This window comes from Bradyrhizobium sp. SZCCHNS30572 (assembly GCF_032484415.1).
GTDB lineage: Bacteria > Pseudomonadota > Alphaproteobacteria > Rhizobiales > Xanthobacteraceae > Bradyrhizobium.
The window spans coordinates 414292-436002 of sequence record NZ_JAUESY010000002.1 but is presented as its reverse complement, the minus strand read 5'-3'; the positions used below and the strand labels follow the sequence as shown (position 1 = coordinate 436002).

30 protein-coding genes are annotated in these 21711 nt (G+C 65.0%); 25 read left to right on the top strand and 5 right to left on the bottom strand.

All coding sequences use genetic code 11. From position 1 onward, the window contains the following. Nucleotides 1-21: 21 nt before the first annotated feature. The 5 genes from QX048_RS07030 to QX048_RS35220 all read right to left on the bottom strand — a co-directional run bounded on the left by QX048_RS07030 (nucleotide 22) and on the right by QX048_RS35220 (nucleotide 3339). Complete coding sequence (locus QX048_RS07030; protein ID WP_316200415.1) at nucleotides 22-2202, bottom strand: DNA-binding protein; 2181 nt, start codon at nucleotides 2200-2202, stop codon at nucleotides 22-24. After that, on the bottom strand, nucleotides 2181-2627 hold the full coding sequence (locus QX048_RS07025; RefSeq protein ID WP_316191291.1) for a hypothetical protein: 447 nt from the start codon (nucleotides 2625-2627) through the stop codon (nucleotides 2181-2183). The genes QX048_RS07030 and QX048_RS07025 overlap by 22 nt, the downstream gene beginning before the upstream one ends. After that, nucleotides 2624-2773 carry a hypothetical protein gene (locus QX048_RS07020; protein ID WP_316191292.1) on the bottom strand — a complete coding sequence of 50 codons (150 nt, stop codon included), beginning with the start codon at nucleotides 2771-2773 and terminating at the stop codon, nucleotides 2624-2626. The genes QX048_RS07025 and QX048_RS07020 overlap by 4 nt, the downstream gene beginning before the upstream one ends. Continuing rightward, nucleotides 2766-2975, bottom strand: a complete 210-nt coding sequence (locus QX048_RS07015; RefSeq protein WP_316191293.1) for a hypothetical protein — start codon at nucleotides 2973-2975, stop codon at nucleotides 2766-2768. The genes QX048_RS07020 and QX048_RS07015 overlap by 8 nt, the downstream gene beginning before the upstream one ends. 199 nt (nucleotides 2976-3174) lie before the next feature. Then, nucleotides 3175-3339, bottom strand: coding sequence for a helix-turn-helix domain-containing protein (locus QX048_RS35220; RefSeq protein ID WP_410052164.1), 165 nt, complete (start codon nucleotides 3337-3339; stop codon nucleotides 3175-3177). Nucleotides 3340-3375: 36 nt separating this feature from the next. Between QX048_RS35220 and QX048_RS07010 the strand changes: the two genes are divergently transcribed. From QX048_RS07010 to QX048_RS06890, 25 genes are all read left to right on the top strand, one after another. Further along, nucleotides 3376-4137 (top strand): XRE family transcriptional regulator, encoded by a 762-nt coding sequence (locus tag QX048_RS07010; RefSeq protein ID WP_410052163.1) that lies wholly within the window; start codon nucleotides 3376-3378, stop codon nucleotides 4135-4137. After that, nucleotides 4134-4604 (top strand): hypothetical protein, encoded by a 471-nt coding sequence (locus QX048_RS07005; RefSeq protein ID WP_316200414.1) that lies wholly within the window; start codon nucleotides 4134-4136, stop codon nucleotides 4602-4604. Before QX048_RS07010 ends, QX048_RS07005 begins: the two co-directional genes overlap by 4 nt. 311 nt (nucleotides 4605-4915) lie before the next feature. Further along, nucleotides 4916-5149, top strand: coding sequence for a hypothetical protein (locus QX048_RS07000; protein WP_316200413.1), 234 nt, complete (start codon nucleotides 4916-4918; stop codon nucleotides 5147-5149). A gap of 277 nt (nucleotides 5150-5426) precedes the next feature. After that, nucleotides 5427-5630 (top strand): hypothetical protein, encoded by a 204-nt coding sequence (locus tag QX048_RS06995; protein ID WP_316191297.1) that lies wholly within the window; start codon nucleotides 5427-5429, stop codon nucleotides 5628-5630. A 222-nt stretch (nucleotides 5631-5852) separates the two neighbouring features. Then, nucleotides 5853-6851: a phage protease gene (locus QX048_RS06990; RefSeq protein ID WP_316200412.1), complete on the top strand. Its 999-nt coding sequence runs from the start codon at nucleotides 5853-5855 to the stop codon at nucleotides 6849-6851. 24 nt (nucleotides 6852-6875) lie between these two features. Further along, on the top strand, nucleotides 6876-7298 hold the full coding sequence (locus QX048_RS06985) for a hypothetical protein (RefSeq protein ID WP_316191299.1): 423 nt from the start codon (nucleotides 6876-6878) through the stop codon (nucleotides 7296-7298). A gap of 40 nt (nucleotides 7299-7338) precedes the next feature. Continuing rightward, complete coding sequence (locus tag QX048_RS06980) at nucleotides 7339-8244, top strand: Mu-like prophage major head subunit gpT family protein (protein WP_316191300.1); 906 nt, start codon at nucleotides 7339-7341, stop codon at nucleotides 8242-8244. A gap of 13 nt (nucleotides 8245-8257) precedes the next feature. Next, nucleotides 8258-8578: a hypothetical protein gene (locus QX048_RS06975; protein WP_316200411.1), complete on the top strand. Its 321-nt coding sequence runs from the start codon at nucleotides 8258-8260 to the stop codon at nucleotides 8576-8578. After that, nucleotides 8575-8889, top strand: coding sequence for a hypothetical protein (locus QX048_RS06970; protein WP_316200410.1), 315 nt, complete (start codon nucleotides 8575-8577; stop codon nucleotides 8887-8889). The genes QX048_RS06975 and QX048_RS06970 overlap by 4 nt, the downstream gene beginning before the upstream one ends. A 131-nt stretch (nucleotides 8890-9020) precedes the next feature. After that, nucleotides 9021-9788 carry a hypothetical protein gene (locus QX048_RS06965; RefSeq protein ID WP_316191303.1) on the top strand — a complete coding sequence of 256 codons (768 nt, stop codon included), beginning with the start codon at nucleotides 9021-9023 and terminating at the stop codon, nucleotides 9786-9788. 9 nt (nucleotides 9789-9797) lie between these two features. Next, nucleotides 9798-10007 carry a hypothetical protein gene (locus QX048_RS06960; protein ID WP_316191304.1) on the top strand — a complete coding sequence of 70 codons (210 nt, stop codon included), beginning with the start codon at nucleotides 9798-9800 and terminating at the stop codon, nucleotides 10005-10007. Beyond that, entirely contained in the window at nucleotides 10004-10432 is a 429-nt protein-coding gene (locus QX048_RS06955; protein ID WP_316200409.1) for a DUF1320 domain-containing protein, read from the top strand. Before QX048_RS06960 ends, QX048_RS06955 begins: the two co-directional genes overlap by 4 nt. Next, nucleotides 10432-10989, top strand: coding sequence for a phage virion morphogenesis protein (locus tag QX048_RS06950; protein WP_316200408.1), 558 nt, complete (start codon nucleotides 10432-10434; stop codon nucleotides 10987-10989). Before QX048_RS06955 ends, QX048_RS06950 begins: the two co-directional genes overlap by 1 nt. Further along, complete coding sequence (locus QX048_RS06945; RefSeq protein ID WP_316200407.1) at nucleotides 10986-11429, top strand: hypothetical protein; 444 nt, start codon at nucleotides 10986-10988, stop codon at nucleotides 11427-11429. The genes QX048_RS06950 and QX048_RS06945 overlap by 4 nt, the downstream gene beginning before the upstream one ends. Beyond that, entirely contained in the window at nucleotides 11426-11581 is a 156-nt protein-coding gene (locus QX048_RS06940) for a hypothetical protein (protein ID WP_316200406.1), read from the top strand. The genes QX048_RS06945 and QX048_RS06940 overlap by 4 nt, the downstream gene beginning before the upstream one ends. A gap of 3 nt (nucleotides 11582-11584) precedes the next feature. Then, nucleotides 11585-12517, top strand: a complete 933-nt coding sequence (locus QX048_RS06935; protein WP_316200405.1) for a phage tail tube protein — start codon at nucleotides 11585-11587, stop codon at nucleotides 12515-12517. Between the two features lie 61 nt (nucleotides 12518-12578). Further along, nucleotides 12579-12917: a hypothetical protein gene (locus tag QX048_RS06930; RefSeq protein ID WP_316200404.1), complete on the top strand. Its 339-nt coding sequence runs from the start codon at nucleotides 12579-12581 to the stop codon at nucleotides 12915-12917. Between the two features lie 65 nt (nucleotides 12918-12982). Further along, entirely contained in the window at nucleotides 12983-13354 is a 372-nt protein-coding gene (locus QX048_RS06925; RefSeq protein ID WP_316200403.1) for a DUF1799 domain-containing protein, read from the top strand. Further along, nucleotides 13354-15690: a phage tail length tape measure family protein gene (locus QX048_RS06920; RefSeq protein WP_316200402.1), complete on the top strand. Its 2337-nt coding sequence runs from the start codon at nucleotides 13354-13356 to the stop codon at nucleotides 15688-15690. The genes QX048_RS06925 and QX048_RS06920 overlap by 1 nt, the downstream gene beginning before the upstream one ends. Beyond that, on the top strand, nucleotides 15687-16319 hold the full coding sequence (locus tag QX048_RS06915; RefSeq protein ID WP_316200401.1) for a hypothetical protein: 633 nt from the start codon (nucleotides 15687-15689) through the stop codon (nucleotides 16317-16319). Before QX048_RS06920 ends, QX048_RS06915 begins: the two co-directional genes overlap by 4 nt. After that, on the top strand, nucleotides 16316-16987 hold the full coding sequence (locus tag QX048_RS06910) for a hypothetical protein (RefSeq protein WP_316191314.1): 672 nt from the start codon (nucleotides 16316-16318) through the stop codon (nucleotides 16985-16987). Before QX048_RS06915 ends, QX048_RS06910 begins: the two co-directional genes overlap by 4 nt. Continuing rightward, a complete protein-coding gene (locus QX048_RS06905; RefSeq protein WP_316191315.1) occupies nucleotides 16987-17472 on the top strand; it encodes a GCN5 family acetyltransferase in 486 nt (161 codons plus the stop codon). The genes QX048_RS06910 and QX048_RS06905 overlap by 1 nt, the downstream gene beginning before the upstream one ends. Nucleotide 17473: 1 nt before the next feature. Continuing rightward, on the top strand, nucleotides 17474-20428 hold the full coding sequence (locus tag QX048_RS06900) for a phage tail protein (RefSeq protein WP_316200400.1): 2955 nt from the start codon (nucleotides 17474-17476) through the stop codon (nucleotides 20426-20428). A 10-nt stretch (nucleotides 20429-20438) separates the two neighbouring features. Further along, a complete protein-coding gene (locus tag QX048_RS06895) occupies nucleotides 20439-21461 on the top strand; it encodes a hypothetical protein (protein WP_316200399.1) in 1023 nt (340 codons plus the stop codon). Continuing rightward, nucleotides 21458-21700 carry a hypothetical protein gene (locus tag QX048_RS06890; RefSeq protein WP_316191318.1) on the top strand — a complete coding sequence of 81 codons (243 nt, stop codon included), beginning with the start codon at nucleotides 21458-21460 and terminating at the stop codon, nucleotides 21698-21700. The genes QX048_RS06895 and QX048_RS06890 overlap by 4 nt, the downstream gene beginning before the upstream one ends. The last annotated feature ends 11 nt before the right edge of the window (nucleotides 21701-21711 follow it).

Below are 21711 nucleotides of genomic sequence, written 5' to 3'. Positions count from 1 at the left end.
TTCGTTGAGTGATCTGGTAGTTCAGCTACTCGCGCGAGACTCGTCCTCCGTTCCGGGTTCGCCATACGTGGCGAGGAACCCGCGGTACTCGTGACCTTCGCGATACCCACCGAGCCAGACGAGATCCTCCGGCTCGACAAATTGTCCGGCGCGCAAGCATGCGTCGATCGCGCGCGCCCTGTTCCAGCGCTGGTGTGCCGTCTCGGCCTGGCGCAGCGGTCGCACGCGTGTCTCGGCCTGCGCGGGCTTTGCCGTCTCCGCCCGCAGTTCCTCGGCGAGCGCTGCAATCTCGGCGGAGTGCGTGCCGGTGTTGCTCTCGTGCGCGGCGCGCGCAGCCGACAAGGCCGGGGTCTCGTGCGCGGTGACGGGCTTGGGAAACTCGATCAGCTTGCCGGCGTCGGCGAGCGCCTGGCGGTGGATCGCGCCGGCAAAGTCCTTGGCCTTGATGCGGCGGGCCTCGCGCTTGACCTCGTCCATGCGGTCGTTGATCAGCCGCTTCTGCTCGGCGCGTGCGCGCGCAATCGCCTCGGCAGGATCGATGCCGGCGAGATCCGGTGCGATGGCTTCGCCGAGAAACGTCTCGCCGTCCTCGGCGAAAACGTAGGCGGTGCCCATATCGCTCTGATCCATGCGAACGAACACCGTCTCGCCGACGTTGAGGAAGCCGCCGATGTAGTGCGCGCCGTCGATCCGCAGGCCGGTCTTGGTGACTGTGCGTAGGCCATCCTTGCCGGCGACCGGCGCAAGCAGCATGTCGAGCGCTCGGATGTCCTCGATCCGCCTGATGCCGCCGGCAGCCATCGCGGCGACTGCAAATGGTGTCTGGCCCTTCAAGCCGGCGTGAGGCGCCCTGCCGTAGATGTCGCTGCACCAGACGTCCAGGCGCGACTGCAACTCGGTGGCGGTCAGCGACACCTCGAACATGTCCTCGGCGCTTTCGCCGAGCCGTGCCGAGAACGCCTTGCGTCCCTCGATCACCTTGCGGTCGGCAACGCTGTGGCCGATGAAACCCTGCAATGTCCGCATCAAGCCGCGCTGCATCGTGCCGATCGCGCGTTCGACGTGACCCTTCTGCTCCGGTGAGAACGGCGCCGAGGTCTCGTGCTCGACGCCGAGCGCGGCGAACAGGCGGCGCGTAGTGTGCGCGATGAAGTCGGAGCCGTTGTCGGTCTTGATCCGCTCCGGCACACCCCAGGTCAGCATCGCCTTGCGGATTAGGAGGCCGACCGCCGAGGCGCGCGGCGTCTTCGACACTAAGCCGATCATCCGCCGTGAATGAATGTCGATGCAGGCGTAGATCGTATGACGGCCATCCGTTAGGAGCACGTCAGCCGGCGAGGCGTCGATCTGCCAGACCTCGTTGAGGCGCGAGGCCGGGTTGGCGACCCGGGCCGCAAAGCGCATCGTCGACTTGAAGCCGTCCGGATTGCGGATCGATTCGATCTCGACGCGATAGGTCGCGCGCCAGCTCTTCAACGCGGCTTGAAAGGTCCTGATCGGCGGCAGCTCGATCGCCTGGCCGGCGATCTCGACGACCGGAAAGGCGTCGGCGACCAGGGCGCGGATGTGCTGCGCGGTGAGCTGCGGCTGCTTGGCGACCAGCGCGAGGATGTGGACGCGGATCTTGCCGTCGTTTGCGCGATCGAGCACGCCGGTGCCGCGGCGTGCGGCCGAGCGATCGACGGCAAGCTTCGACTTATGACCGGCCTTGGCGGCGGCGCGCCAACGGGCGAGCGTGCGCGGCGTGAGATGCTTCACCTCGCCGCGGATCCACGGGGCGATGTCCAGGCCGCCGGAATTGTAGAGATCGCAGAGATGACGGTCGGCGCGCTTCTGGCCGATGCCGGCGTCGCGTCCCAGTCGCTCGGCTTGGCCGAGCAACGCCAGGCGCGCGTCACGGGCGTTCGCCGCGCTGCCGGTGACGTTGACGGCCTCCGGCTCGGCCGCGGCCTCACGCGCCATGGACGTTGGAATCTCGACCGCTTCGATATGGCGGCCGACGTAGGCGGCGCGCGCCTCCGGCGGCAGTGAGTCGAGCGCATACTCCAATCCGCCGCCACGGCCCTGGCGCGGGCGGGCCTGCCAGCCGCCCCTGGCCGCGGCGCGCCTGATGGCGCGCTCCGCGGCCGGGAGGCCAGGCAGCTTCTCGCTCGCGATTTCCGCGGCTGACAGATACGTCTTCACGAGTTTGCTGCCTTCCATTCCGCGTCTGCGTTTTCAACTTCCTGGCGCAGCTGTTCCATGCGCTCCTTCGCGATCTCGCGGCGGATCAGCGGCTCGAAGCGCTGGTCGAGCGCGATGAACCCGGTATCCTGGAGTGCAGCGTTGAGGATGCGGACGTCGCCGGTCACCGCGACCAGCGCCATCAAGCGATGCGCCGGGATGTTGTTGCGCTCGTTGGCCGGCGACGAATACTGATAGAGCACCTCCACCGTGACGCGCTCGCCGAGCACCTGCGACATCGCCTCAGCGATCTCATCGCGCGACTTGCCGCAGTCCTTGATGGCCTCGGTCATCGCCTGCGCGATGCGGACCGAAGTGCGCGTGGCGCGCACGCGCTCGGCATCGAAGCGCTCGACGACCGCTGCCGGCGTCGTTGTCGGCTCGGTGGCGCGGCGCCTGCTCAAGGGGCGATCCTCGCGACGTCGATGGTCGGGGCTGCGCGCACGACGCGGGGGCCGGCCGGCTGGTGACGGATCGAGGTAAGCACCACGATCGAGGCTGTGATCAACACAAGCGCAGCAATGCTGGAGCGGATGACCAGGTCACGCATCGCAGAACCCCTGCATCATCGCGAGCACCCGCGGCATGATCAGCGTATAACCGTCGCCGTTCTCGTTGGCGCCGATCGCGAGGCCGTCATAAGTGAGCGTGTGCTCGCGGCCGTCGGCACGGTCGCGGACGGTCAGGTGAAAGCGGCCGATCTCGACCAGGTCGACATCGCGCTCGATGGATTGCGTTCCAGGGTGGCTCATGCGGCAGGGTCCTCGTCATTGAGGGGTCGTGCGGCAAAGCCAGACGAGAGGCCGTTCGGCGCCCGGTTGAATGTGACTTCAGATTTCGGTGCGCTTTCTGAGTCGACGGCCCGACCGCCTATCGCGAGAGTGCTGGCGACAGATTGAGAGAGATGGAGCGGGCCATGCAGAGAGTGCTGAAGTGCTGAGGGAAAACGGTTCATGCGGCGCGGCTCCTATCGCCGAGCAGCAGGCAATCATTCCAGGCGAGGCGGCGCTTGCGAGCTTCAGCGCGGATGCGCTTCAGGTGCTTCAAGGAAGGATCGGTGAGCCCTGCTTCCCATCGCGAGATCGTGGCCTGACGCACGCCGGCGATCTTGGCCATCTCGACCTGGGTGACGCGGAAGACCTCGCGCCGAATATGCTCGATGGGGTTCATCCATTTATGGATATCCATAAAAGGATAAAAAAGCAACAACGTAATCCGGAGATGGATTGGAATCCGGAATATACAGATATGTATATTCCGGACATGAAGATCAGTGATTTGATTCAGGGACTTCTGGGAGTTCGACGATGGACCCAGGAGGATCTCGCCGAGGCGGTCGGCACCAAGCAGAACAATGTCTCGCGCTGGATCGCTGGCGTCGAGCCGCGCGGACAGACGCGCGACCGCATCTTGGAGCTCGCCCGTGAGTCGGGCCTGATCGAGGAGGAGCGGCGGGAGCGCAACGTCATTCCGATCATGGGCGATATCGGCGCCGGAGCGCGGATCGAGCCGGATTATGAGCAGGCGCCTCCGGACGGCTTCGATCAGGTCGAGCTGCCGTTCGCGCTCGGAGCTGAGGACGTGATCGGCTTCCGGGTGCTGGGCGACTCGATGCTGCCCAAGTACGAGCCCGGTGCCGTGATCGTGGTCTACCGAAACCAAACCCGGGCTACGCAGCACCTGGTGGGCGAATTCGCGGCAGTGCGGACTTCAGACGGCCATCGGTATCTGAAGCGGATCATGCCCAGCTCGAAGCCGAACCGCTACAACCTGGAAAGCTTCAACGGCGCGGTCCGGCCGATTTTGGGCGTCGGGATCGTCTGGGCGAGCGAGATCATCGCCACCATTGAGCCGCGGCACGTCCGGAGCATTACGGCACCGAAGCGAAAAGCGGCAGGGAGGCGCGCGACGTGAGATCTGCCATCCTCCTGTGCGGGCTCTTGGCAGCGGCAACACCCGCCCGTGCCGAATGGGTCATTGCGTCGAGCAAGGACCGTCTTACCGACAAAGAGACGAGGATCGCCAGCGTCGCGGCGGCCAGGCCCGACCAAGGCGTCGCTGCGCGCCTGGTTGTGCGTTGTCTCGAAGACCAACTGGTCGGCGGCCTCATCATGGCGATCGAGACGACGGCCAGCTTCACCCGCGGGCGTATGGGGCTGCGGTTCCGGATCGACCACCGCGATCCCGAGGCCCGCTTCATGCCGGTCAGCGGCAGTGGCAAGGGAATGTCTCAGTGGCTGGACCCGGAGGAACTCCGCGGCGCACGGCGGCTCCGGGTCGAGCTGGAGCCGGCGCGGTCGCCCAATCTGTTCTATGATTTCGACCTGACGGGGGTGGACAAGGCGCTCGGTGCCATCCCCTGCGTCCGATCCCGCCCCTGACCCGGGAGGCGACATTCGCAAGGAAGCCCGCTGGCGCGTTTTGGGCGCCGGCCGGTGTCTGACGCCGTGAAAGTCGTTCAAACGAAAATTCAAACGGTCCCAGGGCCGGCGTGAGGCCGTCCGGACCGGCGAGCCCGGTCCCGATGCCCGCCAGGCGCCCGTTGAGGGCGGTTCTGGCGGATTTTGCCCTCCGGTGGAGCGGTTCCGGTGCGGCTTCGCCCGGCCGGCTCATGTCTCTAGTGGAGCGGACCCTGGACGTGCGCTAGGCGCGGGAGCAATCGTCGCGAAAGCCACCATCTCTCAGGCCTGACATGAACAAGCCGGTTCGCATCATCAAGCACGAGGTCATCGCGAAGTGCGGGAGCTACGAAGTGCGGTTCGCTGACGGTCGGCCGAGCCGCTACTTCTATTGGGATGACATCGCCGGCCGGCGGCTCAATCCTGACATGCTGACGCAAGATCAAGCGCTGGAGAAAGCAAGGACACTGGCGCGCGCGGAGGCGGCCCGGAACGAATCCAGCGGCAAGGACTCAGACTCCCCATGAAGTTCTGCTTGCGTTGCCAGAATGTGAGATGGGTTTGCGAAGCGCATCCCGACCGGCCGGGCTGCGATGATCCGAACGCGTGCCGTTGCGGTGCGCCGGGCGAGCCGTGTCCCGACTGCAATGCAGCTGACATCGAAACGGCGCCCGCGTTGCCGCCGACATTTCGAGCGGAAGCGGTTCGCGCATTCGACTCATTGCTCGACGTTGATCAGGATCTGCACGAGGTAGAACTTCGGCTAGCCGAACTCGCAGGCCGCGCTACACAACGCAAGGGGCCATGAAGCGCGACGAGCTACCTGCCACCGTCGCTCGCGCCTTCGTGCGCGACATGCGGCTCTATTTCGCTGAGCAGGATCCGATCAGGCGCGAGCAGATCGCCGTCCTCCAGCTTCACTCACTGCGCGAGCATTGGCGCAGCAAACTATCCCTCAACGACGTGAAGCTGATGTTCGACGAAATGCGCGATCATCTGAGCGAATGACGGCGGCGAAGGGGAATCGACAGCGAGCCTCTGACGACATAGACTCGTCGCGTTGCGTCGATAGCATGCAATGGCCTGACACGTGTCAGGGTTATAGCTCTCCGCCGGCTTGTCCAATGTGCCGGCATGTCGGGCAAACACACAAGCACAGCTTACGCAACGGTGCGCGGCCAAGGCGTTGAAATCTCTTTCAACGCGCAAGGTGCTGTGCCCGAGTGGATCATGCTCCTGCCGATCGGCCAAGGCGGTCTCGTTGAGACCGTCGATGGCCGCGGCCCTTATCGCGTTGCTGACCCGCAGAAGCTCGCGGCTCAAGCAATTGCGCTGCATGCCGGCCGCATCCCAATCGACGAGAACCACGCGACCGATCTCGCGGCGCCCGAAGGCCGGCCGGCGCCCGCGCGAGGCTGGGCAACGCAGCTCGAAGTCCGCCCCGATGGAATCTATGGCCGCGTCGAGTGGTCGAAGCCGGGTGCCGCTTTGATGGAAGAGCGCGCCTATCGCTTCATCTCGCCGGTGCTGATCCATGAAAAGTCCGGCGCTGTGCTCGACATGCCGCGCGCATCGCTCACCAACACGCCCAACCTGCTCGGCATGGCCGCGCTCAATTCGCAACAGGAGAACGACCCGATGGATCTGCTCGCCCAGCTCCTCAAGCTGCTCGGCATGCCCGACGGCACCACCGCCGAGGCAGCGCTGAACAAGGTCAAGTCGATGTGCGGCACCGATACGTCGATGAATGCGATTGCGACCGCCGCGGGCCTCAAGGCCGGCGCGACCGGCGACCAGATCGTCCAGGCCGTCACCGCACTGTCGACCGCTGCCAACACCGAGGCGGCAAGTACGATCGCCGCGCTGCAGAGCGAGCTGCGCAACCTCGGCACCGATTTGGAGACCGTCAGGTCGACCGCCGCCCGCGAGCGCGCCACCACCTTCATCGACAACGCGATCCGCGAAGGCCGCGTCGGCGTGAAGCCGATGCGTGATCACTACATCTCGCGTCACGCCGCGAGCCCCGGGGCCGCCGCCGACGTCGAGAAGGAGATCGGCGCGATGCCGAAGCTCGGCCCGTCCGGTGCCTCCGCCGAGCCGCCGGCTCAGATCAAGGACGGCAAGGTCGCGCTCAATGCCGACCAGCGCAAGATCGTGACCCTGCTCGGCATCAGCGAGGACGACTACGCGAAGATGCTCGCGGCCGATCTCGCCGCGTCCGAGACCTGATCACCACATCGACTGGAGACCGACATGGCTGCTCTCACTGCCGACCGCGCGACGCCTCGCCGGGATATCCCGCGCCACACCTATGACGTCGCGGCATCGACCAAGATCTACGCCGGTGCGATGGTCGTGCTGGCCGCCGGCTATGCCAAGGGCGGCGTCACCGCGACCGGCCTCATCTGCGTCGGCCGCGCCGAGAAGTACGTCGACAATTCGGCGGGCGCCAACGGCGATCAGCAGGTGGAGGTCTACTCCGGCATCTTTCGTTGGAACAACTCTGCATCGACCGACCTGATCGCGCGCACCGAGATCGGCAGCGATTGCTACATCGTCGACGACAACACGGTCGCCAAGACCAGCGCCAGCGCGACGCGGTCCATTGCCGGCAAGGTCGTCGACGTCGACGCGCTCGGCGTCTGGGTCGCGAGCGGCCCCGGCGGCATCCTCTGACATCGCGCTCGGCTTCGAGCTTCCCCGAAAGGCAGTATCAATGATCATCAACAGGCAGAATCTCGACGGCCTCCGCGTCGGCTTCCAGACCGCGTTCCAGGGCCAGCTCGGGCAGACCCCGACGCAGTACCAGCGTGTCGCGACAGTGGTGCCTTCAACTCATGGCAGCGAGGCCTATGGCTGGCTCGGCAAGATCCCCAGCGTCCGCGAATGGCTCGGCGAGCGTGTGATCCAGAGCCTTTCCGAGTCGTCGTTCGCGCTGAAGAACCGCGACTTCGAGCTCACCATCGGCGTCGACCGCAACCACATCGAGGATGACACGCTCGGCATGTATACGCCGATCTTCCAGTCGTTCGGCGAGTCGGTCGCGGCCTGGCCTGACCAGCTGATCTGGCCGCTGCTCGCCGCGGGCTTTTCGACCAACTGTTACGACGGGCAGTTCTTCTTCGACACGGACCATCCAGTGATCGCCGCCGATGGTGTGACGGTCAACGCCGTCGCCAACACCGACGGCGGCTCCGGCACGCCGTGGTTCCTGCTCGACGTCTCCCGCGTGGTCAAGCCGCTGATCTGGCAGCTGCGGAAGAAGGGCAACTTCATCGCGCTAGACCGGCCGGACGATCCGAACGTCTTCTCAAAGAAGGAATTTCAGTACGGTTGGGACGGCCGCGGCAACGGTGGCTACGGCCTATGGCAGTTCGCCTGGGGGTCGAAGCAGACGCTCGACAAGGCACACTATGCCACGGCGCGTCAGTCGCTGATCGGCATGAAGGGCGACCACGGCCGCCCGCTCGGCGTGCTGACGTTCGGCAAGCCGCTGCTCGTCGTGCCGTCGACGCTCGAAGGCGCTGCGTTTGCGCTGATCAACGCACAGAAGGACGGCAGTGGCGCCGACAACATCTACTACAACACCGCCGAGGTGCTCGTCTGCCCCTGGCTCGGCTGATCGGGGGTGAGCCATGAGCAGGAAGCCGAAATCCATTGACGGGAAGCCGACCGGCGACCAGGCCGCACCTGGCGTGACGGTGGCGTCATCTCCGACTGCGATCCCTGATGCGCAGGCCGTCGCGAAGCCCGCACTCGGGCCGGCCGGATGGTCGATCGAGGTCGCGACCCGCAAGGGCCGAACGCAGCCGCGCTATCGCATCGGCCGCGTGTTCGGGCCGGAGCCGATCTCGATCCCGGTCGAGGATCTCACCACAGAGGAGCTGCAGGCGTTGCACGAGGATGTGGATCTCGTCGTGACGCCGGCCGATGACAGTGAGGAGAACGAGAATTGAGCTATTCGTTCAATATTTATGCTGGGTCCAAATCCGAGGCAAAGGTGGCTGTCGCCACGAAGCTCGAAGAGGTGATCGCAACCCAGGCGATTCATGCGCGCGACAAGAGCGCCATCCTGGCCAATGCCTCAGCGGTCATTGATCTGCTGACCGATGCCGTCCCCGACGGCCACCTGATTTACGTCGGCTGTAACGGCTCCTTGAGCTGGACCGATGTGGCGCTGGAAGCGGATGGCAGCAACGCTGCGGACATCCCGCTCCGAACGGCTTCCATCGCGGCCCACGCCAGTTACGTCCGGCCCATAGCCTAGAACGGCAACTCGAATTCGCCTGCCGGCCCGATGAGGGTCCTGACACCGGCAAGCGGATCCGCCCTTGCCGCGGATTCGCCCCGCGGCAAGGGCGCCCATTTACTGAAGCGCTCATGAGGATGGCGAGACTTATGACGACGAAGCCGCCGCGACTTGCACTCGGAAAAACGCCGGCCCGCGCTGGCGCGATGACCTTCAAGCTGTCGAACTATATCGACAGGAAGGCGCTGCCGAAGCCGCCCAAGCAGTTCGGCCATGAGGGCCTCGTCCCGGCGAGCTGGGGCATGCTCGGCAACGATCGCTACGGCGACTGCGTCTGGGCCGGCGCTGCGCACGAGACCATGATGTGGAATGCCGAGGTCGGCCGCAAGCTCGCGTTCCGCGATGCCGGCGTGCTGTCGGACTATGCGGCCGTGACCGGCTTCGATCCGAAGAAGCCGTCGACCGACAACGGCACCGACATGCAGGTCGCCGCCTCCTATCGCCGCAAGACCGGTATCGTCGATGCAGTCGGCAAGCGCCACAAGGTCGCTGCCTATCTGTCGATCGCGCCGGGTAATCTCAATGAGCATCTGATCGCCGTCTACCTGTTCGGAGCGGTCGGCATCGGCATCGAATTTCCAGCCTCGGCGATGGATCAGTTCAACGCGGGCAAGCCCTGGGACGTCGTCAGCCGTTCCAGGGTCGAGGGTGGCCACTACATTCCGCTGGTCGCGCGGCGCGACAATCTGGAGGTCGTGACCTGGGGCCGGCTTCAGGCAATGACGCCGCGTTTCTTCCAGGCCTACAACGACGAGAGTGTCGCCTACGTCTCGGTCGAGGCGCTGAAGAACAACAAGTCGCCAGAGGGCTTCGACGCCGATCAGCTCAAGGCGGACCTCGCCGCGCTCGGAAAGTGAGCGGGCAAGATGAGCGAACCCGAGACGGCTCCAGGACTATTGGTTGACGACGACGCGTATCAGACCGGCCGCGTAGCGTTCCTCTCCGGAGCGACCATCCGGGAGATCATTGATCATCGGATGATCGATCCCACCGACGATCAGCGGTCGATGAGCTTCGCCGTCGGATATGCCGATGAGCTGATCAAGCTGCTGCGCAAGCGAGGTGGCGGCGCATGAGCTACGCGTCGCAATCCGACCTGGTCTCTCGTTACGGCACGCCGATGCTGATCGACCTGACCGACCGCGCCGAGCCGCCAGCCGGTGTGATCGACGCTGCGGTCGTGTCGCAGGCCTTGGCCGATGCCGATGCTGCGATCGACGGCTACCTGCTCGGCCGCTATACGCTGCCGCTCGCGACCACGCCGCCGTTGCTCAGGGATCTGGCCGTCCCGATCGCGGTCTACAAACTGCATCGCGATAGCGTGTCGGACAAGGTGCGCTCCGACTATCTCGACGCCTTGAAGATCCTTTCACAGATCTCCACCGGTGTAGTCAGGCTGGCCGTCGCCGGAATTGAGCCGACCGCATCCGGCGCCAGCGGAGTGCGCACCACCGACCGAGCCCGGCCGCTCACGCCCGAAAACCTGAAGGGCTTCATCTGATGACCGGCGCGCTGCTCAGGGTCGACCTCTCCGGCCAGGCCCAGGCGCTCGGCGTAATCGCGGACGCGATCGGCCGGCTGTCCAATCCGCTGCCGATGTTCGAGGACATCGGCATGGCTCTCGTGACGTCGACGCATCACCGCTTCGACCTCTCTCGCGCGCCCGACGGCTCGCCATGGCCACCGAGCCTGCGCGTGATCCAGGGCGGCGGCAAGACGCTGATCTTGTCGTGGCGGCTTTATCGCTCGATCACGTTCCAGGCCTCGCCGACGCAGGTCGAGGTCGGCACCAACGTGATCTATGCAGCGATCCATCAGTTCGGTGGCGACACCGACCAGGGCGCGCGTGAAGCCGTGCTGCACTTCAAGACCAACAAGCGCACCGGCGTTTCCCGCTTTGCGAAGCCGTCGAAGGCCGATCGCGCACGCAAGGCCACGATCGGCGCGCGCACCATCCACATGCCGGCACGACCGTTCCTCGGCCTCGACGCCGACGATCCGCGCACGATCACGACGATCGTTGAGAACTTCGTCTCCGCCAATGGAGCCCTGCAATGACGACACTGGTCGACTCCGTTGCCGCGCGCATCGAAGCACTCGTGAGCGATCTCGCCGGGCGCGTCGAAGGCATCGCGGATCTTGCCGCGCTGGTTGCCGAGGGCGCGCTGCCCCAGCGCGAGGTTACTGCCTTCGTGGTGCCGCTAGGATTCGACGACCGCGGCGGCGACTCGGCGACCTCGGTGCATACGCAGATGCTCGAGAACGCGATTGGTGTCGTTCTCTGTATCAAGGCACTCGGCGACACCAAGGCGCGGCGCGCGCTGCCGCCGATCGAGCGGCTCACCGACAGCGTGTTGCACGCCGTCGCCGGCTGGGCTCCCGACGATGTGGCCGGAGTCTTCCGCGTAACGCGCGGGAGGCTGCTCTCTGCGGAGAAAGGCCTCGTGCTCTATCAGCTGGATTTCGCGCTCCAGGATCAATTGAGGGTGGTGTCATGACCGACGAGACGCAACAGACATTGCCACAGCCGCCAAGCGGCGGGAGTTGGCTCCGCCAGGCGGACGGCTCGCTCGTGCCGAACGTGCCGGCGGCTGGGCAAGACGCCACCGCTGATGCGCCGAAGGCCAAGCCCGAGAAGAAGGGAAAGTAAGCGATGCCGATTTTCTGGCGAAAACAGGTCCTGCTCGCAAAGATCGAGACAGCCTATGGGACCGATCCGACGCTGACCGGCGCACTCAACGGCATCCTGGCGAAGAACATCTCGATCCAGCCGATGGATGGCAGCGACGTCTCGCGCGACCTGATCACGCCGAATTTCGGCAACCAACCCTCGATCCCGGCGGAACTCCACGTCACAATCAATTTCGACGTTGAGCTTGCCGGCTCGGGCACGGCCGGCACCGCGCCGGCATGGGGACCTCTGTTGCGGGCCTGCGGCTGCGCCGAAGTGATCGCCGCCAGCACGTCGGTTACCTATACGCCGATCACGGACAACATCGAGAGCGTCTACCTGAAGTTCTGGGTTGGCGGCACGCTGCACGCGATCAAGGGCGCTCGCGGCTCGGCGAAGCTAACGCTGAATGCGCAGAGTATTCCGATGATCAGCTATAGCCTCATGGGCTTGTGGGTGGCGCCGAGCGAAGTGGCTGCGGCAACGCCGACGCTCACTTCGTTCAAGAGGCCGCTGATCGTCAACAAGACCAACACACCGACCTTCACCGTCAACTCGGTGCCGCTTGTGATGCGCAACTTCAGCTTCGACCTCGCCAACCAGGTCGAGCCGCGCATGCTGGTAAACAGCGAGTCGGTGCTGATCACGGATCATCGCGAGCAGATCGAGTTCACGTGTGAGTCCGTGCCGCTCTCGACGCTCGATCCCTACAGCCTGGCCAACGCGCAGACCACCGTTGCGGTCTCGCTCGTGCACGGTCTTACAGCCGGCAACATCGTGACGCTGTCGGCGCCGACGGCGGAGTTCAAGCGGCCGACCGGCTATCAGCAGAATCAGGGGGTCGCCGAATGGCCGCTCTCGATGCTGGCGCTGCCGAACGCCGGCAATGACCAGTTCTCGCTCACACTCACCTGAGGGGCGTCGCTCGATCGAGCGCCTCTCACCGGCCGATCATCTGTCAGGAGGATTTGAAGCCATGTTCAAAGTTGTTGCCCAAGGCACCGTTCGCTTCTTCACCCACGATGTCAAAGTGCTCATCCCCAGCGATGGCGGTCATGTCGAGGAGCAGCTCAAGACCAAGTTTGTCTATCTCCAGTCCGACGAACTCAAAGAGTTCGACCTTGGCACGATCGCCGGCACGGATATGTTTCTCGACAAGACTGTCATGACGTTCCTCGACCTGGCGGACGATGACGGTCAACCGATCGCCTGCACGCCGGAGATCCGGGAGAGACTGCTGCGCGATCCGAACGTCCGCCTGGCGCTGTCGGCGCACTACTTCGCCGCCGTGACGAAAGTCCCGGAGGGAAACTGAGATGGGCTGCCCGGCGCTGGGTCCGCGGCGCGCCGGCAGCCGCGGACGTTTCCGAAGATACACGGATGATCGAGGATGCTCGCCGCGCCGGCATGGATGCGCAGTCGCTCGATCATCTGCGGCAGGCGCTGGCGGTCGATGGGCCGGAGATCGATGTGGATCAGGAGTTCGACGGGATCTGGCCGGAGAACGTTGCGATTGTGCGAGCCTTCATCGCCGTCGCGTCGCAATGGCGCGTCGTGCCGCGGTCGGCGGGCGGAATGATCACGCCGATGGGCGGCACCATCGCGCCGACGATTCCGGTCGTCATCGGGCTCGACTATGCCGGCGTCCGCGCCGGTCTCGACGCGGAGAGCTTTGCGGTCACACCGGAGCTGTGGCGCGGTCTGCGCGTGATGGAAGCCGCGGCCTGCGCGGCGTTTAACGAGGATCGTTGATGCGCGTCTCTCTCGTCATCGCGGGTGATGCCTCCGGCGCCAAGCAGGCAGCGCAGGAGACGAAGGCTGCGTTGACGGATCTCGGCGCCAAGACGGCTGCGGCGTCCAAGGGCGTCGAGGACTCCATCAGCAAGGCGACCGGCGCGCTCGGCAACATGAGCAATGCGACGAACGGTGCCGGCGCCGCCAACGACAATCTGACCAAGCGTGTCGGCCTGGCGCGGCATGAGCTGATCAATCTCTCGCGCCAAGCGCAGGACATCGCGGTGTCGCTCGCGTCGGGGCAGTCACCGTTCACGGTGCTGATGCAGCAGGGCACCCAGGTCGCCGACATCTTCGGAACGTCGAAGGGCACGCTCGGTGGCTTCGCCAGCCAGGTCATGGGATTGCTGACGCCCGCCCGCTTGCTTGGCGGCGTCGTGGGGCTCACGGCGGCGGCGTTCGCCGGTGCCGCGGTCAGCATCACCAAGAGTAGCTTGGCGCTCGACGATCTTTCCCGCTCGACCGACCAGTCACTCGCAAAACTACACGGGCTTGAGCAAGCGGCATCGTTCAAGGGGATCAATACAAAGGATTTCGCTGAAGGCATCACCGGCTTTGCCGACGCCGTCTATCAGGCGCAACGCAACACTGGCTCGCTCAATGCGCTGATGAAAGCTAACGGTCAGAGCGCCAAGGACTTCTCAGGCTATCTCGGCAACGTCGCGGATCTCGTCGCGCGCGCGACCAGCGACATGCAGAAGCAGAAGATCCTGCGCGAGGCCGGGCTACCGAGCGACATGGCCTGGGTCCGCTTCATGGAGCAAGGCAGTCGCGGTATCCAGGCTGCGATCGACGCCTCGGTGAAATTCAACACCTCGGCCGAAGCCAATCTGATCAAGAAGGCCCGCGACTTCGACGACGCCTGGAATACGGCGGCGACGAAGATGGTGAACTACTTCAAGGCCGGCGTCGTCGAGATCGTCGGCGCGCTCGCAAGCGTCAAGGTGCCGGACTGGCTTACGAAGATCGGCAATGGAGCGGCGAGCGCCTTGTCCGGAATTCCAGTCGTTGGCGGCGTTGTGGGTGCGGCGCGGCTGGCGGCCGGCGCCGTCGGCGCGGGATCGACCGACTTCTCCGATCGCTTCGGCTCATTTCAGAAGGCGGCAAACGACAATGCTCTGCAGGCCGGCTATAGCCGAAAGGCCGCCGAGCTACGCGGCGAGCCCCAACCCAAGACATCGCAGGAGCTGCTCGTCGCCAACCAGCAGGAGCAGCAGCGCATCGGCCTGCTCGGGCAGCTCGCGACAGTCGAGGACCAGGTCAAGGCGAAGGACCTTGAACTGCAGGCCGCGGCGTTGCAGGGCGTCGGTGTGAGCGCCAAGCAGCGCGACGCAATCCTCAACGTGGTGCGGGCGCAGGCCGAGATGGCACGCGTCAGCCAGCAGGCCTCGCTCGGCGTCTACGATCAGGCCAAGGCGCAGCAGGCCGCGAACGATCAACTCCGGGCCTGGATCGATCAGAAGCTGGTCGATCCCACCAACAGCCAGCAGATGGCCGCGGCCCAGACGGCGCTCGCCAAGGCAATGCGCGACGTTGCCGACGCCGCGAAGGTTGCCGGCTCTAGCCTGCCGGGGCTTCAAGCGGCGTTGAACGACATCGGCAACGCCAACAAGCAGCTCGACTCGCTGGCGCTGGAGAGCCGCAGCACCTTCAGCGGGATGTGGGTCGAATTCAATCAGGGCATTCGCAACGGCAGCACCGCGTTCGACTCGTTTGCGAAGGCTGGCCTCAACGCGCTCGGCAAGATCTCCGACAAGCTGATGAGCATGGCGGCCGACCAGCTCTGGGCCTCTGCGTTCGGCGGCAGCTCGGGCGGCGGCCTGTTCTCGTTGTTCGGCGGCAGCAACGCCGGCAGTGCCACCGGCTCGATCGCGATCGGCGACTACAACATGCCGACAGTCGGTTTCGACCGCGGAGGCTACACCGGTCCGGGCGGAAAGTACGACCCGGCCGGCATCGTCCACCGGGACGAGTTCGTCTTCAACAAAGAGGCCGTAGCACGCGTCGGACTTCCGGCGCTTCGGCGTCTGCAGCGCGGCTATGCCGGCGGTGGGCTGGTCGGCGATGACGGCGCGATGGTCGGCGCCAGCGGGGGGGCTGGCGGAGCGATGCGGGTTGCAGTCGATGTCGGTGTCAGTGTGGATGACGACGGCAAGCTGAAGGCCTTCGTCAAAAACGTGTCGACGCAGCAGGCCAACGACGCCGTCGCAGGCTTCGCGTCCTCGCCGCAGTTCGTTGACCACGTCGCCAATGCATCGCGCACTGCGCAGAGCACTCGGAAGCTGCGCGGATGACGATCAGCTTTCCCCGCACGGATATTCTTTCGGCGGTCGGCTTCGAGCCGCCGTTCGTCTTCGATCTGATGGAGCGACAGGAACAAAGCCGCGTGGCGTTGGGGCGGACCATCGTCAAGGATCTCGGGCCAGCCTTGTGGATCGGGACTTATACGTCGGAGGAGCTGCTCAACGATGCCATGGTCGACTTCCAGGCGATGCTGAAGTCGCTCGATGGTGCGATCGGCACGTTTGAAGCCTGGGACCTCCGCCGGCCGTGGCCGCGGCTCTATCGCGACGGATCGGCGTCTAACGGCACCATCGCATCCGTCAACGCGAACAACAAGGCGATGGCGCTCAGTGGCCTCAACGCCGGCCAGATCGTGTCGCGCGGCGACTATCTATCGTTCGACTATGGCGGCAAACGCGCGCTGCACCAGGCGATGGAGGCAGTGACGGCCAATGGCTCCGGCGCCACGGCGCAGTTCGAGGTCCGGCCTCACATCCGCGCCGGCTGGAGCGCCGGTACCGCCGTCAATCTGAAGGCGCCGCGCGGAATCTTCGCGCTCGTCCCGGGATCGATGACGCCGACACAGACTCGCGGCGTCGGCGGCAAGATCACGTTCCAGGTGGCGGAGGCGATCTCGTGACCCGCGGCGTTTCCTCGGCAAACTACACGGCTCTGCAGAATCGAGTCGTCGTTCCACGCGACTTCGTCTGGTTCGTGGTGCGAGACCGCAGCACGGGCGCGCCGGTGACAGACGGCTATTGGTCCGACGTCGGCACCACCACTGTCGACGTCATCGATCCGGATACGGGCAGCGTCGTGTCGCGCACATTCGCGAGTGGCGCCGGCCTGGTCAGGTTCGCCGCCATTCCGCTCGTCTCCAATCTCACAGTGCAAACGACCACGATCACGCTCTCGCAGGTGTCGGACCGCATCAACGATCTCGTGCGCGGCTACGACTGCAAGCAGGGCAAGATCCAGATCTTCCGCGGTCTGCTCGATCCAGTGAGCCGCGTGCTGGTGGCACCGGCGTTCCCACGCTTCGCCGGCACGATCGATGCCGCGCCGATCAAGACGCCACCCGAAGGCGAAGTCGGCGACGTCACCATCACATGCACCGGCAACACACAGGAGCTGATGCGTTCGAATCCGGACACGAGGTCCGACGCCTCGCAGCGCCAGCGCGATCCTAATGACGCGTTCTTCCGGGACGTCGCGACCGTCACCGAGTGGCAGATCTACTGGGGCAAGCAGAGCGGCACGATCGACTTCGCCGCTGGCGCCCGGGAAGCGTTCGGGAAGTTGTTCTGATGAGCACCGTCCGCCCAGCAACCGTGACGGACACCGCGCGCTGCGTCGAGTTACTGCGCTCGTTCCACGGTGCGTGGCGTGATGAGGTCGGCGGGAGCCTGGTCGACGCCGGAGCGGATCCCGAGAGGCTCGACTTCAGCGCCGATCATGCCGAGCGTGTGGTCAGAGCCCATCTGCGCGGCGGCTTCGCTTGTGCCTTCGTCTTCGCTGTCGACGGCCTGGCCGAAGGCCTGCTGCTCGCGGCGGCATTCGAGCACAGCTTCGCCCCGCTCTGGATTGCAAAGGAGACGGCTTGGTGGATCGAGCCGCAACACCGTGGCAGCCGGGCAGCCGGGCAGATGCTCGACGCTTATCAAGGCTGGGCGCGCGAGCGAGGTTGTGTGTTCGGCGGCATGGCCGGCATGGGCGACGATCCTGATGTCGGCGTGCTGTATCGGCGGCGCGGCTATATCGTCGCCGAAACGCACTTCTTGAAGGCGCTTTGACATGGCGATCTTCACCGCAGCCGCTGTTGCTGCCGCCCTCGGGATTGGCTCGGGCGTGTTCGCGACCGCCGTGGCGTTCGCGCTCAACGCAGCCGTCATGGCGGTCGCCCAGTTCGGGCTTTCCTATGCGGTCAAAGCACTCTCCGGCCACAACGAACAGAAGAGCACCGACAGCTTCGGCGTGCAGGGCAAGCTCGCCGGCGGCGGGGCGGTGCCGCGGTCATTCGGTCTCGGCTATCACGTGACCGGCGGCTCGTTGGTCTGGGGCAATCAACACGGCAATTTCGGTGACACACCGAACGCCTATGTGACGCAAATCATCGCGTTGTCGGATCTGCCGCGCGAGCGGCTGGTCGGCTTGTGGGTCAATGGTCAGCGGATCACGCTCGCGGCCGGCGCCGCGGACGCCACCGTTTGGGGCTCCGCCTCAGTCGGCTACCCGGTGCCTGAGTTCACTAGGCCTCACAATGGCGAAGGTGGCCCTACGCCGCATCTGTGGATCAAGTACTACGACGGCGCTCAGACGACCGCCGACGCCTACACCATCAACGCAGCATCGAGCGTCGAACGCCCGTACGGTGTGGACCGCATCGGCCGCGGCATCTGCTACCTGGTGGTCACCTATCTCGCGGACGAAAATCTCTGGAACGGCTTTCCCGAGTTCAAGGCTGAGCTGTCCGGTGTGCCGCTGTACGATCCCTCGAAGGACTCGACGGTCGGCGGCTCCGGATCGCACCGCTACAACGACGAAAACACCTGGGGCGGCGATGGTGACAACTATCCCGCGGTCCATGCCTACAACGTGCTCCGCGGCTTCCACTACAACGGCACCTGGCTCTATGGCCTGCAGAACATGGCGCCGGCCCGGCTTCCGGTCGAGAACTGGATCACGCAGATCGCGAAGTGCCGCGCAACCATCGTCGGCGCATCCGGAACCGAGCCGATGTATCGCTGCGGCGGGCAAATCAACGTCGACACCCAGGCGGCCAACGCGCTGGAGGCGATCCTCACCACTTGCCAAGGCCGGATCTCGGAGATCGGCGGCTTTTACAAGATTCATCTCGGCGAACCGGATTCGCCGAGCTTCGCCTTCAGCGACGACGACATCGTCTCGACGGAAGCGCAGCTCTACAAACCGTTCTTCTCGCTGTCGGAGAGCGTGAACGGCATCCAGGCGCGCTATCCCGATCCGGCTCAGGGCTGGAACTACGACACCGCGCCGGCCTATTACCGCACCGATTTGGAGGTGAGGGACGGCAACCGCCGCCTGATGGCGTCGCCGCAGTTCGACTTCGTACCGTATCCCGAGCAGGTGCAGCGGCTGCAGAAGTCGGCGATCGAGGAGGCGCAGCGCGCGCGCACCCACACCATCGTGCTTCCGCCTGCATTCTGGATTGTCGAGCCAGGCGACGTTGGCACCTGGACGAGTGCCCGCAATGGCTACAGCGCGAAGCAGTTCCGCGTCGACTCGGCGGTCGACCAGGATAACCTCGACATCACGTTGAACCTGACCGAAGTCGACCCCGCCGACTACGATTGGGACAGCTCGACCGAGTTCGTGCCCGTCATCGGCGGCGTGGTCGGCTCGGCTCCGCCGCCCGCACAAGGGATCGCGAATTGGGAGGTGCAGCCATACGCGCTTCTCGACGCAACTGGAGTTGCGCGGAGGCCCGCGATTCTGATCAGCTGGGCAGGCAATACGCTCGGCGTCTCAGGCGTGCAGTTCGAGGTGCGGCTTGCCTCAGACGGATCGCACGTCACGCGCGGGCGCACCGAACGCGTTACAGCCGGCAATCTGATCATCGCTCAGGGCATCCTGCCGGCGACCACCTATCAAGTACGCGGGCAGTTCATCCCATCGACGCCGCGGGATATGCTCTGGTCGGGTTGGATCGGCGTCACAACGGAGGACATCCGCCTGAGCCTGGCGGAGTTCGACGCGGCCGTCGCTGCACAGGTGACCGCCATTCAACAGCAGTTTCAAGCCCTCATGGAACGACGGGTCGAACAGATCGAAGCGCGCCTTTCCGAGACGATGTCGAGGACGTACCTCGACAAGCGCGAGTTGCGGTCACAGATATCGGCCCGGTTCAGCAACGCCTTCGCCGAGATCGCAAACGTTCAGAGCGTGGCGGTCGACGCCAACACGGCAGTCGCGGCGCTGTCGACGGAAGTCACAGCACGCTTCGGCGACGTCGATGCATCGATCCTCGAAACGGCACAGGCCATCGCCACAGTCGAAGGCTGGGCCGCGGCACGCTGGGGAATGACGCTGACGGTCGATGGCGCAGCGATCGGCTTCGACTTGTTCAACGGCGGCGCTGGCTTCGGCGCCTGCAACTTTCGCGTCGACAAATTCCAGATCAGCTTGCCCGGCTATAACGGCAACGAGCCGCTCCCGGTGTTTACCGTAGGCACGATCAATGGTGCGCCGGCGATTGGCATCCGCGCCAACATGTTCCTCGACGGCACGTTCAACGTCCGCGCGATCGAAGCCGGGTCAATCGGAACGAGAGAGCTGGCAATCAATGGTGTTGGCATTGACAACATCATCGCGGGCGCGGTCAGCAACACTCAGGTGCTCGCGACGCCAGGAAAGGTCGACGACTTCAGCGACTTCCTCAATGTGAGCGTCGTCATCAGGTCCGGGAAAGCGACGGTGTCGTTCGAGGCCGATTGGTCGAACGCATCATTTAACTACGGGGGCAGCCGGCCATTTTCCCGGATCGACCTCTTGATCGACGGATCGGTGGTGAAGTCATGGACGTGGATACACATGCTAAATCCATTTGGAGGGGGCTCACCGTTGTTCGAATTGTATCTCCCGATCTCGATCCGATGGACGCAGTCCAGCTTGGCGGACGGTGCTCACTCGTTCCGGATGCGGGTCGGCAACACGGGTGCGCGTTTCACCCTGCTGCCAGGACAGGTCTACATCACTGATTTCCGACGATAGGACCGGACTGATGACACTTTCGAGCTACGCAACAGGAACGGTAGCGATCGATGCCGACGGCACCACCGCAACAGGTGCCACGACGCTCTGGGCGACCAACGTGCTGCCCGGCGACGTGCTTCAGGTCGGGCATTTCCAATCGATCATCACCGGCGTCGTGGACGATACGCATCTGTCGATCCCGCCATGGGGCGGCGGCCCAGTCAGCAGCGCGAGCTACACGATCTGGAAGCTGCCGGGCTCGCGCAACACGACGCAGCTCAACGCGGATGTCGAGAGGCTGGTCGCCCTGCTCAATGGCATGGGCACGTTCTACTTCGTGGCGGGATCGGCGCCCGATCCTTCGCTCGGCGATGACGGCCAATATGCACTCAAGACCAACACCGGGCTATGGCAGTTGTGGTTCAAGTCTGGCGGCGTCTGGGAGCCGCAGGGCAATCCGGCAGGCACGAGCACCAACCGCGGCGAATGGAGTCCTCCGACCAGCTACGTCGTCAGCGATACGGTGTCGCGGCTCGGCTCCAGCTACATCGCCAAATCGCCCAGCACCAACAAGCCGCCGGAGTCCAATCCGTCGTATTGGGACCTGGTCGCCGCGAAGGGCGAGCAGGGCAATCCCGGTCCGAAGGGCGAGCCCGGCACCGCCGCGACGATCACCGTCAGCTCGACGACCACGCTCCCGGCCGGGTCGCCCGCGAGGGTCACCAATGTCGGCACTGCCACGGACGCGAGTCTGGTGTTCGAGATTCCGCAAGGGCCGCAGGGCGTGCAAGGCATTCAGGGCGTCCACGGTCAGGGCGTGCAGCCTGACACCACGGGCACGTTCGCGCAGCGCGCCGCCTATGACGGACAGCCGAAGGACTTCAAGTACCTGCAGACCGATATCCTGCCGTTCCGCCTCTGGATCAAGGCCTCGAACGCATCGGGCGATTGGGCTGGCCCCAACTACATCGGAGGTACGGCGGCCGTCGGTGACCTCGGCTCGACCTCCGATCTCGTTCTTCAAATCGTCGACCTGGGAGAGGCAGCATGACGACAGCAACACAGCTTCAGCTTCGCCGCAATAGCGCGGCCGGCATCGCGGCCTTCACCGGCGCGCCGGGGGAGCTCACTCCAGACATGACGAACAAGCGCCTCTATCTGCATGACGGAGTCACGGTCGGCGGATTTGCGCAGGCTTCAAAGGCCGATCTCGACGCCGCCATTGCCGGCGTGTCGAGCGGATCCGGCGGAGGCGGTGGCGCCTTCACCCAGTGGTCAACTTGCGTTTAAGGAGCGCTTCA

What these genes read in the sequence shown, in the direction of transcription:
- QX048_RS07030 (WP_316200415.1), bottom strand. Translation starts at nt 2,202, where the DNA reads ATGGAAGGCAGCAAACTCGTGAAGACGTATCTGTCAGCCGCGGAAATC.
- QX048_RS07020 (WP_316191292.1), bottom strand. Translation starts at nt 2,773, where the DNA reads ATGCGTGACCTGGTCATCCGCTCCAGCATTGCTGCGCTTGTGTTGATC.
- QX048_RS07015 (WP_316191293.1), bottom strand. Translation starts at nt 2,975, where the DNA reads ATGAGCCACCCTGGAACGCAATCCATCGAGCGCGATGTCGACCTGGTC.
- QX048_RS35220 (WP_410052164.1), bottom strand. Translation starts at nt 3,339, where the DNA reads ATGGCCAAGATCGCCGGCGTGCGTCAGGCCACGATCTCGCGATGGGAA.
- QX048_RS07010 (WP_410052163.1), top strand. Translation starts at nt 3,376, where the DNA reads ATGCTCGATGGGGTTCATCCATTTATGGATATCCATAAAAGGATAAAA.
- QX048_RS07000 (WP_316200413.1), top strand. Translation starts at nt 4,916, where the DNA reads ATGAACAAGCCGGTTCGCATCATCAAGCACGAGGTCATCGCGAAGTGC.
- QX048_RS06995 (WP_316191297.1), top strand. Translation starts at nt 5,427, where the DNA reads ATGAAGCGCGACGAGCTACCTGCCACCGTCGCTCGCGCCTTCGTGCGC.
- QX048_RS06990 (WP_316200412.1), top strand. Translation starts at nt 5,853, where the DNA reads ATGCTCCTGCCGATCGGCCAAGGCGGTCTCGTTGAGACCGTCGATGGC.
- QX048_RS06985 (WP_316191299.1), top strand. Translation starts at nt 6,876, where the DNA reads ATGGCTGCTCTCACTGCCGACCGCGCGACGCCTCGCCGGGATATCCCG.
- QX048_RS06980 (WP_316191300.1), top strand. Translation starts at nt 7,339, where the DNA reads ATGATCATCAACAGGCAGAATCTCGACGGCCTCCGCGTCGGCTTCCAG.
- QX048_RS06975 (WP_316200411.1), top strand. Translation starts at nt 8,258, where the DNA reads ATGAGCAGGAAGCCGAAATCCATTGACGGGAAGCCGACCGGCGACCAG.
- QX048_RS06965 (WP_316191303.1), top strand. Translation starts at nt 9,021, where the DNA reads ATGACGACGAAGCCGCCGCGACTTGCACTCGGAAAAACGCCGGCCCGC.
- QX048_RS06960 (WP_316191304.1), top strand. Translation starts at nt 9,798, where the DNA reads ATGAGCGAACCCGAGACGGCTCCAGGACTATTGGTTGACGACGACGCG.
- QX048_RS06955 (WP_316200409.1), top strand. Translation starts at nt 10,004, where the DNA reads ATGAGCTACGCGTCGCAATCCGACCTGGTCTCTCGTTACGGCACGCCG.
- QX048_RS06950 (WP_316200408.1), top strand. Translation starts at nt 10,432, where the DNA reads ATGACCGGCGCGCTGCTCAGGGTCGACCTCTCCGGCCAGGCCCAGGCG.
- QX048_RS06945 (WP_316200407.1), top strand. Translation starts at nt 10,986, where the DNA reads ATGACGACACTGGTCGACTCCGTTGCCGCGCGCATCGAAGCACTCGTG.
- QX048_RS06940 (WP_316200406.1), top strand. Translation starts at nt 11,426, where the DNA reads ATGACCGACGAGACGCAACAGACATTGCCACAGCCGCCAAGCGGCGGG.
- QX048_RS06935 (WP_316200405.1), top strand. Translation starts at nt 11,585, where the DNA reads ATGCCGATTTTCTGGCGAAAACAGGTCCTGCTCGCAAAGATCGAGACA.
- QX048_RS06930 (WP_316200404.1), top strand. Translation starts at nt 12,579, where the DNA reads ATGTTCAAAGTTGTTGCCCAAGGCACCGTTCGCTTCTTCACCCACGAT.
- QX048_RS06925 (WP_316200403.1), top strand. Translation starts at nt 12,983, where the DNA reads ATGATCGAGGATGCTCGCCGCGCCGGCATGGATGCGCAGTCGCTCGAT.
- QX048_RS06920 (WP_316200402.1), top strand. Translation starts at nt 13,354, where the DNA reads ATGCGCGTCTCTCTCGTCATCGCGGGTGATGCCTCCGGCGCCAAGCAG.
- QX048_RS06915 (WP_316200401.1), top strand. Translation starts at nt 15,687, where the DNA reads ATGACGATCAGCTTTCCCCGCACGGATATTCTTTCGGCGGTCGGCTTC.
- QX048_RS06905 (WP_316191315.1), top strand. Translation starts at nt 16,987, where the DNA reads ATGAGCACCGTCCGCCCAGCAACCGTGACGGACACCGCGCGCTGCGTC.
- QX048_RS06900 (WP_316200400.1), top strand. Translation starts at nt 17,474, where the DNA reads ATGGCGATCTTCACCGCAGCCGCTGTTGCTGCCGCCCTCGGGATTGGC.
- QX048_RS06895 (WP_316200399.1), top strand. Translation starts at nt 20,439, where the DNA reads ATGACACTTTCGAGCTACGCAACAGGAACGGTAGCGATCGATGCCGAC.
- QX048_RS06890 (WP_316191318.1), top strand. Translation starts at nt 21,458, where the DNA reads ATGACGACAGCAACACAGCTTCAGCTTCGCCGCAATAGCGCGGCCGGC.